The sequence below is a fragment of the Schaalia dentiphila ATCC 17982 genome (assembly GCF_000154225.1).
Classification (GTDB): Bacteria; Actinomycetota; Actinomycetes; order Actinomycetales; family Actinomycetaceae; genus Pauljensenia; species Pauljensenia dentiphila.
This window is the reverse complement of the sequence record NZ_DS264586.1, coordinates 1,400,430-1,414,000: the sequence shown is the minus strand read 5'-3', so window position 1 is coordinate 1,414,000 and position 13,571 is coordinate 1,400,430. Positions and strand designations below refer to the sequence as shown.

Sequence of the window (13,571 nt, the reverse complement as noted above, 5' to 3'; positions counted from 1 at the left end):
CACATCTTGCCGAATCTAGTGGCCGGACGCACGTCTGGCGCGCGCTGATGCCCTGATTCCTTGTCCGATAACTGTCGCGGTGGCGAGAATCGCAATGACCAGCGTCGCCGCCATCACGGCGCTGGGAATCCTCTCCCCCGCCAAAGCAGTCAACGTCTGCGAGGTCCGGAGCGGGATATCGGCAGCGAGTGTTGCCGACTCCTCGGTACCCGTGCTCGCGAGAATCGAGCCGTCGGGACGAATCACGTACGAGTGGCCGGTCGTGGAAGCCTGAACGGCGCTGCGCGAGTACTCCATCGCGCGCATACGCAAGAGCTGGCCCTGCTGCGCGGACTCACCCGAGGAGCGGAAATGATAGTTGTTCGAGGGAACGACGATAACCTGACCGCCACGAGCCACGCCGTCACCGATCACGAGGGGGTACGCAGCCTCGAAGCAGATGCCGACGGCCAGGGGAACACTGCGCCCGTCGCGTGCCTGCACCGTCATCAGGGGAGGTTCCTCCCCCGCTTCCATGTCCTTGCTGGCCTGACCTACCTCGGTCGCGAACGAAGCAATGACGTCCCGGAAAGGAATGAACTCGCCAAAGGGAACGGGAACGTGCTTGGAATACCGGGAAGCCTCGTCCATTCCCGTGCCCGGCTCCCACACCGCCAGCCAGTTCTTCACGCGGTCGCGCTCGTTCAGATTTGTGTAGCCAATCAGGATCGGCGCATCCAGCGCCGTGGCGGCTCGATCGACGGCCTGGCCAATCGCAGGGAATGCAAGCGGATCGCGGTCAACGGATCCCTCGCCCCAGAGCGCGATGTCGATCGGGTGATCGGCGACCTGCGGCGAACTCGCAAGCTCGAGGGACGCCCGCATGTTGTTATCGGTCACCTCGCCCTCACGGCTGTATGCCTCGGCTCCGGGCAGCGTGATATCGCCTTGGATGACGCCGACGCGCAACATGCCGTTGTCCGCCTGATTGGGTAAAGAAATTGCGAGGGGCGCGACGTATACGGCGGCGACGATGAGGGCCAATGCCGGGCGCGAAAACCAGTGCTCGCGTAGAACGGCGGCGTCGCGAGCCGCGAAGGCGCGGCGCACAAGAACGGCAAGAAATACGACGACTGCGGTGATGAGCATCGCGCCTCCGTAGGGTGCGAGATGGCCGAGGGGCGAATCCACCTGAGGCAAAGCAACAGAGCCCCACGGAAAGCCCGACCACGGCCAGCGTGAGCGAGCAGCGTCGACGCCTGTCCAGGTCAGCGCAAACAACAACGCCTGGACGAGCGGACCGCGCGCCCACCGCCACAGCTGAGTCCAGCGCGTAAAGACCACCCAACCCATGAAGAAGAACGTCTGCACGAGCGCCAGAACGAACCACGGGGGTGTCGTGCCAACGGCCAGCGGAATCCAGTCGATGAGAGGAAGCCAGAAGCTCATGCCGAACACGAAGGTCACCGTCAGCGCGCGCGGAGCCCTGGCCTCGTCAATGCGCGACAGAAACAGGGCGAGGGCAGGCACCGATAGCCACCACCAGCCTACGGGTGGAAACGACGCATACAGCGCCAGACCGGCGATCGCAGCGATGATCGAATCGCCGCACACGTGTGCGAACGATGCGCGCCGCAAGATGTCCTGATGCCCCACTAGCCCTCCACGTGTCTCAAATCGTCGACCACGCAACGATACCGCGACCGATGCGGTCCTTCGCGGCCTCGGCTTTACGTGCAAGCTCGCCGCTAGACGACGCCGACGCAATCTGACCGAGGCAGTCCATGACCTGACGCATCCAGCGGACGAAGTCCCCGGCCTGGATCGGCGTGGCATCAATCGCCGTGGCCAGCGTCGAGCCGTGTGCCCACGCAAGTGTGGCAGCCATCAGACCGGCGTCAAGGCTCGGGGTCAGGTCACAGCCACAAGCCTTTTCGACGCGGTGCACGCGCTCCAAGGTTGCCAGGCTCTCGTGCCAGGCTTCCTGCAGTCGAATGCCCACGCCCGCAGGGGCCAACTGCTGCGCATCGTCGTCGGAGCGAGAATCGTAGACGAGCGCAGAAACCATCGACGCGAGTTCCGCCTCGTCGAGCTCATTCCACGTGCCCTCGTTCATCGACATGGCCACCACCAGGTCGCGCTCACCGAAGATTCGGCGCAAGCGCTGACCTGCGTCTGTGACCTCATCCCCGGCCAGAAATCCGAGACGTTCGAGGACCGCGCAGACGCGGTCAAACTGGGCGGCCACGGAACCCGTCTGGGAGTCGATCGATGAGCGGAGACGATCAATCTCGCGCGCCAGGCGCGCCCACTGGGCGCCCGCCCGAGCGTGCTCCTCGCGGTGCGGGCAGCGGTGAACCGGATGCTGACGCATCGCGACACGCAGTGCCGAAACCGGATCAGAAGCCTGCGTAGGCTCCGCAGGGACCTCGTAGATACCCTTGGCTGCGCCGGAGCGCAGCTCCCCAGCGATGCGCGTGCGCTCCTTCGTGCGCCGTAGCGCAGATCCGCCGGGAATCGGCATGTGGCCGACGACTGCAATTGCACCGCGCACGTCTTCGGGGGCCAGTGCCCTCCACGTGGCGTCCTCCCCGATCACCGAGACCTCAACCCTGCCCGAGGCGCTGGTGGCCTTCGCCCCAACGACACACAGGCGCGTCTTGCGGCCACGAGTCAGCACTAGGACGTCGCCCGGGCGCACGCCGGACAGAAGACGACGCAATTCATCTCGTGCCTCGCGCTTGCGTGCCCGCGCACCGGACTTCTCCGCCTGACCCAACTGGTCGCGCAGCGTCAGGTACTCGCGGACATCACCGTGCGAACACGACAGGTCCTCGGCCGTCGCATCGCGCTGAGCCTCCAGCTCGGTCAGTCGCGAAGCGAGCGCGACGACAGCGGAATCGGCCTGATACTGAGCGAAAGAAGACTCCAGGACCTTGCGAGTCTGGGCGCGCGTCGATCGCGCGAGCAGGTTGACGACCATGTTGTACGTCGGAGTGAACGCGGAGATCAACGGGTACGTGCGCTTCGAAGCAAGGGCTGCGACCTCTTCGGGTGCCACTCCCCCACGATGTGAGACGACAGCGTGCCCTTCGGTGTCGATACCGCGACGCCCCGCGCGACCCGACAGCTGCGTGTACTCCCCGGCGGACAGAGAGACGTGCGCCGAGCCGTTCCACTTCGTCAGCGATTCGATGACGACCGTGCGGGCGGGCATATTGATGCCGAGCGCGAGCGTCTCGGTCGCGTACACCATCTTGACAAGGCCGCGCGAGAACAGGTGCTCGACGCTCTCCTTCATGAGGGGCAGCATGCCAGCGTGGTGGGCGGCGATGCCGCGCATGAGGCCGCGTTTCCACGCCTCGGCGCCGAGGACGATGGCGTCCTCGGGAGGTAGAAGCGCGATGACCTCATCCACGTAGCTCTCGATCTCTGCGGCTTCCGATCGCGTCGTCAGCGTGATGCGCGTGGAGAGGATCTGACGCACCGCGTCCTCGCATCCTGCCCGCGAGAAGATGAACGTGATGGCGGGCAGCAGCCGCGCGCGATCGAGTGAAATGAGAGTGGAGGGACGCGACTCACGACGAACCCGGACCTCGCGGTTCCACGAGCGTGAGCCGCGCCCGCCGCGCATCTCGGAGTCGCGTGTCGCTGCCACAAGCTCGGGATTGAGCTTTCCCTTTCCGGTGGGCGCGTACAGGTCAAAAATGTCCTCGCCGACGATCATGTGCTGATAGAGCGGGACGGGACGCTTTTCGGACACGATGATCTCGCAGGAGGAGCGCACTTCCCGGATCCAGGCCCCGAACTCCTCGGCGTTCGACACCGTCGCCGACAGGGCGATGATCGCGACGTGTGCGGGCAGGTGAATGATCACTTCCTCCCACACCGGGCCGCGCATCTTATCCGCCAGGTAGTGGACCTCGTCAAGGATGACGACGCCCAAGTCGCTCAGGGATGCACCCGCGTAGATCATGTTACGCAGGACCTCTGTCGTCATGACGACGACCGGGGCACCGGAGTTGACCGACGTGTCTCCGGTCGCCAGGCCGACGTTGTCCGCGCCGTACAGGTCGCACAGCTCCAGGTACTTCTGGTTGGACAGTGCCTTGATCGGCGTCGTGTAGAACGCGCGCATTCCCTGCTCGAGGGCGACGTAGGCACCGAACTGGCCGACGATCGTCTTTCCTGCACCCGTGGGGGCGGCAACGAGGACGGAGCTGCCAGCCTCGACGGCATCGAGTGCCTGGATCTGGAACGGGTCCGGGGTAAAGCTCAGCGAGGAGACCCAGCGCGCGCGTAGCGACGAGGCGGCCCGCGCCTCGGCCTTGTACGCTGCGTAGCGCTGGGCTGCACTGCCCACGCCGAGGCCGACTTCCTCCTCGCGCTGGGTGACGTGATCAGTATCCCGGGTGCGGTGTCGACGTCGTTTGGGGCTCACGATGCATCCTCTCGGGTCCAGATCGACAAAACTGAGCGCGCACGGCGTGCGGCCTCGTCGCGCATATCCGGCGTTGCTGCGCGTAGGTGTGGGGCAATGTCGATGAGGAGGCTCATGCCCCACTGTTCGTTCCAGACGGGCAGGGTGATGCGTGCTCCCCCGCCCTCCAGCTCGGCGACGATATGACCGTCGTATTCGTCGGCGATCCACCGGGCATCGCGATCGACGTCGAGCGTCCAGGTGGGTGCGTCATGACGAATGCGGCGCGGCTCCTCGACGCGTGGCCCCTCGCCACGCACGTCGCTGATCGATACGACCGCGAAGCTGCGAGCCTCCCCCGCGCGAGTGCACCAGCCGCGCAGCAGCCAGCCGCTCGCGCTCGCCTCGAGCGACCACGGGTCGACGATGCGGCGCGTGCGAACGCCAGAAGCGGACACGTAGGTGAAAGACACACGTTCTTCGCGCAGAAGGGCGTCGCGCAGGGTCTCGAGGCTCTCGCTCGACGAGGCCAGAGAAGGAATCGCCTCCACACGCTGTTCGGCGTCGGCCTCTTTCAGGCCCCCGAGCGCGCAGACGACGAGGGCGGCATGCGGAACATGAGCGGCAAGATCCATGCCAAGTAGCGGGGTGATCGCAGACAGTCCGATGAGAAGAGCCTGCGCCTCTAGCGTGGACAGGCGCAGCGGCGCCGAAGCGCCCAGCGTCGAGCGTAGTGACACGCGCTGTTCTTGCTCGTAGAGCTCCCAATCGAGCTCGAAGGACGCGCCGGGCAGTGAATCTCCAACGGACGCTAGATACTCGATATCACGACGCACCTGTCGGCGAGTGCGATGGAAATGCGCTGCGATCTCATCGACGTTCGCGCCCGGGTGCTCACTCATCCACGCCACCATCGAAGCGAGGCGGACAACGGCCAACTGTACGTTCTCAGGCATCGTGCTCACCCCACTTGGCGGCCGCGCGCAGGCGCGTCAACATCGCGTCGCGCAGGGACTCGGGTGATACGACGACCACGTCAGATGCCAGGGGAAGAAGACGACCCATCCACGTTCCCAATTCTGCGCCTTCGAGCGCGACGCGCTCCCAGCCATGCCGAGGCGAACCGTGCTCCTCAGATGCTGCCCCGGCCTCGTAACCATGAAGAAGCGTGCGTGCAGTGCAGTCCCCACGCACGTCGACGACGGGAGAGACGAACGATGACACACGCGGAAACACTGCTCCCTCGGGCGGGAGCGATGCATCTCCCGGTTCCCCGATGAACGAAATCTGGGAGCGAATGCGCGATACACGGAATGTACGCTCGCTGCCGCGATCGAGGTCCCATCCCCACAGGTACAAGGCGCGGCCCTGGACCGACAGGGCCCACGGCTCGACGGAGCGCTCTGTGAGCTCGCGAGATCCCGGGTATTCGAAGCACACCACGCGCCGCTCGCGAATTGCCTGCGCCAACACGGTGGCTGCCCCGAGGCCGGTGAGACCCAGGCGAATTGTCGGAGCAGAAACGTCGTCGGAGGAAGCTGCAGCCGCCTTCGCATCGATCGCGTCGGCGAAGAATTCGCTGCTATCCCACGCGCGTGCAGCCAGCGACATGAGCGCGCGGTCGGTACTCGTCACCTCGATGCCGGGCGCAAAAGAATCCCAGGCGATGCTGTAACGCTCCCCAGAGTGAATCGTCATGTGGGCACCAGCGTCGCGCAGCGCGTCTTTGTCTCGCTGGAACTGCGTTTCGAAGGCATCGTCCGCGAGCCCCTGATATCCGGGAAGAGCACGCAATTGCGCCTTCGTGCGCCCGGGACGCGCGCCCAGGAGCTCGACGAAAAGCTCGAGGACGCGCACGTTAGCGTTGACAGCGGTACTCACCCGCCTACCCTACGCGAAACGCGCGCGTCCCGAGCATACGGCGCACCGTTTAGGACTGAGGCGACGCGCTATCGTTGGCGCTCACATAGTCGTTGGTCGCGAGTGTCGTCGCATCCACCGACCCCTCAAGCTCCCCGAGAGAATCGAGGAAGGTGACCATCTGCGCCCAGGTAGCCAGGTCTTGCGCCCCCGTTGCAGTCCCGGTGTCGCCCAGCCAGAGAGGAACCGTTGCGGCAAGAACAGCGTTCGCCGCGGACAACGTCGCCTCGTCGGTCAACGAGGTATCCCACTGCTTCGTCGCGTCGAGGGCGATCTGGGGGGCCGCAGCGATATCGTTCATGGCCTTGGTCGTGGCCGCGACAACTGCGCGCGCCTGTTCCGGGTGCTCCTGCGCCCACTTGTGAGTGGTGATGAAGGACGCGCTCACCAGCGGTGTCGATGTGGGGTTCAGCGTGATCTCGCGGATCTGAAGGCCGGCCAGTCGCATCTGCACGGCGTCGTTGTTGGTAAAGCCGACGACTGCGTCGACCTGACCCGACGCGAGTGCGGCCTGCTGCGTGTATCCGATCGGAGAGATCGTCACGTCCGACTCGCTAAGACCAGCTTCCTGCATGGCGGCGCGCGTCGCATAGTAGTTCGCACCGTGCTCACCCGGAATGCCCACCGTCTTGCCCTTGAGGTCAGCAAGAGAGTGGATGTCGGAATCCTCTGGAACGATCACTGCGCCTGGGTAGGAGGCGTAATACTGGCCAATCGACACGATATCGAGGCCCTGCGAGGCAGCGACCGCCGCTTCGTCTCCCGACGCGATGACGACATCCTCCTCACCTGCCAGAAGCGCCGTAAAAAAGCCCTCGTGCGACCCGTGGTGCCGAATTGTTGGGACGATACCGTTATCCGCGTACGTTCCCTGCGCGTCCGCAACGTAAACGGGCGAGAACTGAATGTTGGGGATGTACGTCAGGCCGATCGTGACCTCCGAATCGCCGTCCGTTCCCGACTGAGCGGCCTTGTCTCCCGGCGTGCACGCCGCCAGGACCAACGAAGTACATGCGCCGACGACTGCGGCACGAACGATTGTGGAAAGCTTCAAGAGATTCTCCTTCACTGCGTGATCTCATAACGCTTCGACCGCTCGATCCTGTACACGATCGTGTAGAGAAGAGTCGCCATCGTGCACAAAATGATAATGATGACGAACATTCCGGCGGTGTCCACGTTGTTTCTCATCTGAGTGAGTACCTGCCCGAGCCCGGAGCCACCCATCACCATCTCCCCCACGACTGCGCCCGTCACCGACAGGGCGAACCCGTTACGCAGGCCGCCCAAAATCGCGGGAGCGGCCAGCGGGAGCTCCATGTAGAGTGCCATCGTCCATCCCGTCGCCCCGTCCAATGCAGCAGCTTCGAGAAGCTCGCGGTCAATATGGCGCAAGCCGACGACCGTCGAGACAAGAATCGGAAAGAACACCATCAGGGCGCACAGGACGACGATGGACATGAATCCGTAGCCGACCCACAGCACAAGAATTGGTGCAATAGCGATTGCTGGTAATGCTTGGGTTGCCCCGAGAAAGGGCTCTACCGCAGCAGCCAAAATACGCGACCGGTAGATCACATACGCGGACGGCAACGCGACGACCGAGCCGAGCAGACACCCAGCGACGGCCTCGGCACCCGTCACCTGGACCTTGTGCCAGGTTGACGGAAGCGCCAGGATCACCGATCCCTTGGAGATGACGGACATGGGGTTAGGTAGGCGCCAGGCCTCGATGCCGGTCAGCGTGGTCGATAGCCACCACCCCGCCAACAGCACGGCGAGGAAAATGATCGGTGCCGCGACGGTAAGAGCACCGCGAGGCTTGTTCCGAGTTGCCACGACTTACTTTCCGACACCGGGGGTACGCGCAGCACAGCAGACGCACGGATGCGCCTCATGCACTCCTCCCATCCGGACTTTAACCGTCGGTGCCGGAATTTCACCGGCTCAACCGCCCTCGTTCTGTGAGGGCGGGTCGCGGACTATCACCGCCGGTTCGGACTTTCACCGACCCCGGAGTACTCGTGTGCCATTGTGCCACCGACGGGCGCACCATGCGAGGCGTATCCGCTATGAAAGAAAACGGGCGGCCGGAACGGGATCTCGTTCCGGCCGCCCGAAAGCCTGTGCGATCAGTGCGAGTGTGCGTTGGCGAGTTCGCGCAGCGCCTCCACCTCACGATGAGCGTCGTCAGCGCGGAAGACCGCGGAACCAGCGACGAAGTTGTCGGCGCCGGCCTCGGCCGCGCGCTCGATGGTCGCACGCGAGATGCCGCCATCGACCTGGATCGACACCTGCAGACCTGCGGCGTTGATCGCGGTGCGCGTGCGCTCGATCTTCGGGATCATCTGCTCGATGAAGGACTGGCCGCCGAAGCCGGGCTCGACCGTCATGATGAGGATCATGTCGAACTCGTTGAGGATGTCGACGAACGGTGCGATGTCAGTCGCCGGCTTCAGAGCCAGGCCGGCGCGTGCGCCGATGCGGTGCAGCTCGCGCGCCAGGCGCAGCGGCGCTGCAGCGGCCTCTGCGTGGAAGGTGACGGACTCACAACCGACCTCCGCATACTGCGGAGCCCAACGATCCGGGTCTTCGATCATGAGGTGTGCGTCGACCGGCAGAATGCCGGACTTGACGACAGCCTCCGCGACGGGCAGACCCCATGAGAGGTTGGGGACGAAATGGTTGTCCATGACGTCGACGTGAGCGATATCCGCTCCTGCGATCTTGGTGAGCTCACCGCGCAGGTTAGCGATGTCGCAGTTGAGAATCGACGGGCTAATTGTGGCGTTCATAACGCATATGCTAGCGCTTGCGCAGGCAGGCTACAAACATAAGATCCGTGCCGAAACGGTGATCCCAGAGCTGGAGCGTCCGACCGCTAAACCCTTTGATGACGCCCGCAGATGCCGGCACGTCCAGCGCTTGGGGTGCGCATTCGTTTGCGAGCGCCACGGTGTCAAGCAGTTCGACCTCGCCAGCCTTGAGCAGACGCTCGACCTGTTCACGTGTCTCGGCCGCGTGCGGCGAACACGTGATGTATGTGAGAACGCCTCCGGGGCGTGTCAGCGCGACTGCTCGATCGAGTAGTTCGCGCTGGAGAACAGTCAGCTCCTCCACGTCCGCGGGCGTGCGGTTCCAACGGGACTCGGGGCGGCGGCGCATCGACCCCATGCCCGAGCAGGGGGCATCGACGACGACACGGTCAAACGAGCCGAGGCGCCATGCGCTCTGGCCACCACCGAAGGTACGACCGTCGCCGCTCACGACCTCAATGGAGTCGAACTGGCGTGTCGTGCGCTCCACGAGGCGGGCGCGGTGCGGGTGCACCTCGTTAGCGGTCACGCGTGCTCCCACGCCAGCGGCGAGGCCGGCCAGAAGAGCAGCCTTGCCACCGGGACCCGCACACAGGTCGAGCCAGCGCTCGTCGTTGTCGCCCTCAAGCGGTGCGGACGCGGCGATGAGGGCAGCGAGCTGCGAACCCTCATCCTGTGCGCCGGCGCGGCCGTCGCGAATCGAGGGCAGGCGCGCGGGATCGCCGGATTCGAGGAGCACGGCATACGGGGAGACAGCACCCAGGGCGACGCGCGTGTCGAGAATATCCTCGGCCTCATCGGCGAGTTCGTCGACGCTCATCAACGACGGGCGGGCCACCAGAGTGACCGTGGGAACCTCGTTATCAGCCACGAGAACGTCGAGAAGTTCATCCTCGGGGTAGCCGTGGGCCTTCAGAGCGTCGCGGAACGCAGTGACCATCCACGCCGGGTGCGAGTAGCGCACGCCGAGGGCTTGATCCTCGTCGGCGATGGCATCCATAGCTGCCTCACGCTCGGACGGATCCTCGCGAGTGATCGAGCGCAACACGGCATTAACGAAACGCACGGGGCCATCCGTCAGGTGCTCTCGTGCGACGTCCACAGTCGCCGACACAGCAGCATGATCAGGCACTCGCATGTCGAGGAGCTGGTGGGCACCCATGCGCAGAACGACGAGCGCGCGCGGATCGAGATCAGCCAGGGGACGGTCGATATGACGGGAGATCACCCAGTCGAGTCGGCCGATCGCACGCAGCGTGCCGTGGACGAGTTCGGAGGTGAAGGCGGCGTCCCGATCGGAGAAGTGACCGTCGCGCCGTGCCTGACGCAGGGCTTTCGGCAAAATGATGTTCGTGAACGCGCCCTGGGTCTCGACCTCGTGGAGAACGTCGTAGGCAATACGACGGGGCTCATCGGCCTTGCGCAGCTTGCGGTAGCCGTCCGCGTAACGCCTCTCGCTCATCGCTCTCCCTCCAGCTCTCCACCAAGGCGCAGGTCTTCGGAAGGCCGCGCTCCCCTCGCCCAGGCAGCCGCGTCCATCCAGGACTTACCGGCCGGCGCCACTTTTCCGAGCACGAGAGCTCCACTCGTACACCCGACGGTGACCTGCTTCTTCGTCACGTCGAGCTGCCCGGGAGCGAGATCGTCACGGTCCACGGGCGTAGCCTTGTCGAGCTTCATGCGTGCCCCGCCCGGCAACACCGTGTAGGCGCCGGGATTGGGCGTGACAGAACGAATGACGCGATCCTCGTACCCGGCATCGTGCGTGAACGACACGTAGCCGTCGACGTGCTCGAGGCGGCGAGCGTGCGTGACACCCTCGGAGGGCTGCGGAGTAGCGGTTGCGCTACCAGCGGCGAGCGCGTCGACGACGCCGAGCACCTGGTCTGCCCCGGCCTTGGCCATGGACGAGAGCAGCTCGCCAGCGCTCTCATGCCCGATCGGAACCTCGACGCGGGAATAGACGCTGCCCGTATCCAGGCCCTCCTCGAGGTTGAACACGCAGGACGCGGTCGTCGCATCCCCTTCGCGAATCGCCCACTGAACAGGAGCAGCTCCGCGCCACCTTGGTAGATCCGAGAAATGCAGGTTTACCCACCCGTGTACGGGCATTGCCAGCACGTTCGGGGGCACGAGGCCGCCGTAAGCAACAACGACACCGAGGTCCGCCTGCACGTCCTCGATGCGCTGAGCGATGTCGGGGGTCTTTAGTGTCGTTGTCTCCAACAGTTCCACGCCGAATTCGGTGGCAACCTCTGCCACCGGTGACGGGTACATCGTCTTTCCGCGGCCGCGCCGAGCCGGTGGGCGCGTGATGACGAGGGCGACCTCGTGGGACGACGACAGCAGGGCCCGCAGCGTGGGAACTGCGGCCTCGGGGGTACCAGCAAAAATAATGCGCACGGCCGCCAGTTTACGGTACTACGCAGGCCCTGACTCAGAAGAGCTCGGGTGGGTTCACGCTCATTTTGACGAGTGGAAGCTTACGGGCACTGCGTGAGCGTCGAATCTCGGTAAGAACCGCGAGCATCGACGTCGCCCCGGCCAACGGGCTTCGCACCAGCGTGCGCACTTGGTTTTCCTCCCCCTCGCGCGTCGCCGGGCGCACGACGGTGCCGACCAGATCAGCTCCTCCATCGCGAATGACCTGTTCGGCAACCTGACGGACCTGAGCCGCTGGCCCATCGAGGGCAACCATCGTCGTAGCAGGGAAAAAGCCGAGAGCCTCACGCTCGTCGAGAAGCCGATCGGCGTAGTCGGTGGGAGCCCAGCGCACGAGTGCCTGCCCCAACGCATCGGGAATCATCCCGACAACGAGGCCGGGGTGGCCTGGGCGGACAAGAGACAGCGCGTTGAGCCACCGCCGGGCAGCCTCCTCCGGGGCCCACAGTTCGGCTCGCCCAGCCAGAGCGTGCGCGTCGAGGATGATGGCGGCGGCGTAGCCACCGTCCACGTCTGGCTCAGCTCCCGGCGTAGCAACGACGACCGTAGGGCGTGAGGGCAGTTGGCGGTTGATTCTGTGGGCAGCGGAAGACTCGAGGACCGACGTGTCCGGGAGGTTGCGTGCGATCTCTTCGGCGGTGCGCGTCGATCCCACGCGAGCTGCGCGTAGCTCTGTGCCGGAGCAATGTGGGCACCGCCATGACTGCGAGGTGCGGGCGCACCACGAACAGGTGACGTCTCCCCCGCTATTGACTGCGAGGGGACCCGAGCAATGGCGGCAGCGCGCACGCTCGCCGCAACGGCGGCACACGACCGTGGGCCAATAGCCGGACACTGCAACCTGGATGAGAACGGGGCCTTCGCGCAGGCCCTTGCGAATCATGCGCAACGCTGCCGGGGGAATGCGCATGTGGCCGCTGGCGCCCTCACGTTCTGCTTCCGTCGCGCCGTGCAGATGCACGCGTGGAGTCGCGTCGCGCAGCGCGCCGGGCACCGGATCGAGACTGGCCGCCCAGCCAGAACGGACGAGAGCCTGTGCCTTCACCGAGCGCGCGAAGGAAGCAACAAGGAGTCCCGCGCCCTCCACCGCGCACCGCTGCACGGCGATATCAAGAACGTCGCAGCGAGGGAACCTGCGCTCTCGCAGTCGATCGTCGCCGTCGTCGCAGATGACGATGAGGCCCAGCTTCGCACACGGAACCCACGCTGCCGAGCGTGTGCCGACCACAATCGGAAGACGCCCGAGTGTCGCGGCTGCGTGGATACGGTAACGCTCCTCGGGCGCCACCTCACCGCCTGTGACAGCAACGGGCACCCCGAGGTCCTCCTCAAGTGCACGTGCGTACCGTGCGGCGTCCTCTCCGGTGGCAGCAACGATGATGGCGCTGCGCCCCGACGAAACAGTGGCAGCGACGGCATCCGACAGACACGCGCGCATCTGGGGACGCAGCGCGGTCACGACTGCACGCGGAGACTCTCCGGATGCAAGGCGGTGAAGTAACGCGTCGCCAGCACGATACGATGCCCAGCCTTCAGAAACAGTCGGAGCGTCAACGGATGGCCACATCGAGTCGTGTGCCTGTACGACAGTCTTTTCGCCGCGCGCATGTCGCGGTGGGATAGCGAGCGACAGGACCTGCGAGGTCGTTGCGAGAAAACGCGTCGCTATGCGACGTGCAGCCTCGTACAGTGCAGGCGTCAGCACCGGGAGTGCAGACGATACCGATTCGATCTGCGCGGCGTCGTCAAGCACATCGCGACGTGTACGCTCAACGATCCAGCCATCCACGCGCGTCCCGGAAAACCGTACGCGTACTGCGCGGCCGACCTCGGCCTCATCAATGAACCTGTCCGGAACGACGTAGTCGAGCGGCCGATCCATGTGCGCCAGATCGACGTCAACGAGCACGCGAGCGATCTCCGCGGCGCAAGACCGCGGCGGATCGAAACCGTCAAGCATGCCCTGTTGGGAAGTCATGATCCTAGTGAATCAC

Annotated in this window: 10 protein-coding genes and 1 riboswitch; all 10 genes read right to left on the bottom strand. The window is 65.0% G+C overall.

Annotated elements, in window-relative coordinates; genetic code table 11:
- Positions 1-15: 15 nt before the first annotated feature.
- The gene (gene lnt / locus ACTODO_RS06000) at positions 16-1,635 is read right to left on the bottom strand and encodes an apolipoprotein N-acyltransferase (protein WP_003792414.1); all 1,620 of its coding nucleotides are present in this window, start codon (positions 1,633-1,635) and stop codon (positions 16-18) included.
- Between the two features lie 16 nt (positions 1,636-1,651).
- The gene (locus ACTODO_RS05995) at positions 1,652-4,420 is read right to left on the bottom strand and encodes a DEAD/DEAH box helicase (RefSeq protein WP_003792413.1); all 2,769 of its coding nucleotides are present in this window, start codon (positions 4,418-4,420) and stop codon (positions 1,652-1,654) included.
- Positions 4,417-5,355, bottom strand: a complete 939-nt coding sequence (locus tag ACTODO_RS05990; protein WP_003792412.1) for a helix-turn-helix transcriptional regulator — start codon at positions 5,353-5,355, stop codon at positions 4,417-4,419. The genes ACTODO_RS05995 and ACTODO_RS05990 overlap by 4 nt, the downstream gene beginning before the upstream one ends.
- Positions 5,348-6,280 carry a helix-turn-helix transcriptional regulator gene (locus ACTODO_RS05985; protein WP_003792411.1) on the bottom strand — a complete coding sequence of 311 codons (933 nt, stop codon included), beginning with the start codon at positions 6,278-6,280 and terminating at the stop codon, positions 5,348-5,350. Before ACTODO_RS05985 ends, ACTODO_RS05990 begins: the two co-directional genes overlap by 8 nt.
- Before the next feature lie 49 nt (positions 6,281-6,329).
- Complete coding sequence (locus tag ACTODO_RS05980; RefSeq protein ID WP_431312113.1) at positions 6,330-7,373, bottom strand: ABC transporter substrate-binding protein; 1,044 nt, start codon at positions 7,371-7,373, stop codon at positions 6,330-6,332.
- 11 nt (positions 7,374-7,384) lie between these two features.
- The gene (locus tag ACTODO_RS05975) at positions 7,385-8,158 is read right to left on the bottom strand and encodes an ABC transporter permease (protein ID WP_003792409.1); all 774 of its coding nucleotides are present in this window, start codon (positions 8,156-8,158) and stop codon (positions 7,385-7,387) included.
- 56 nt (positions 8,159-8,214) lie between these two features.
- Positions 8,215-8,344: riboswitch (FMN riboswitch) on the bottom strand.
- A 107-nt stretch (positions 8,345-8,451) separates the two neighbouring features.
- Positions 8,452-9,114 carry a ribulose-phosphate 3-epimerase gene (rpe, locus tag ACTODO_RS05970; protein ID WP_003792408.1) on the bottom strand — a complete coding sequence of 221 codons (663 nt, stop codon included), beginning with the start codon at positions 9,112-9,114 and terminating at the stop codon, positions 8,452-8,454.
- 10 nt (positions 9,115-9,124) lie between these two features.
- The gene (locus tag ACTODO_RS05965; RefSeq protein WP_003792407.1) at positions 9,125-10,597 is read right to left on the bottom strand and encodes a transcription antitermination factor NusB; all 1,473 of its coding nucleotides are present in this window, start codon (positions 10,595-10,597) and stop codon (positions 9,125-9,127) included.
- Positions 10,594-11,538: a methionyl-tRNA formyltransferase gene (locus tag ACTODO_RS05960; RefSeq protein ID WP_003792406.1), complete on the bottom strand. Its 945-nt coding sequence runs from the start codon at positions 11,536-11,538 to the stop codon at positions 10,594-10,596. Before ACTODO_RS05960 ends, ACTODO_RS05965 begins: the two co-directional genes overlap by 4 nt.
- A gap of 34 nt (positions 11,539-11,572) precedes the next feature.
- Entirely contained in the window at positions 11,573-13,555 is a 1,983-nt protein-coding gene (locus ACTODO_RS05955; protein ID WP_003792404.1) for a primosomal protein N' family DNA-binding protein, read from the bottom strand.
- Positions 13,556-13,571 lie beyond the last annotated feature (16 nt).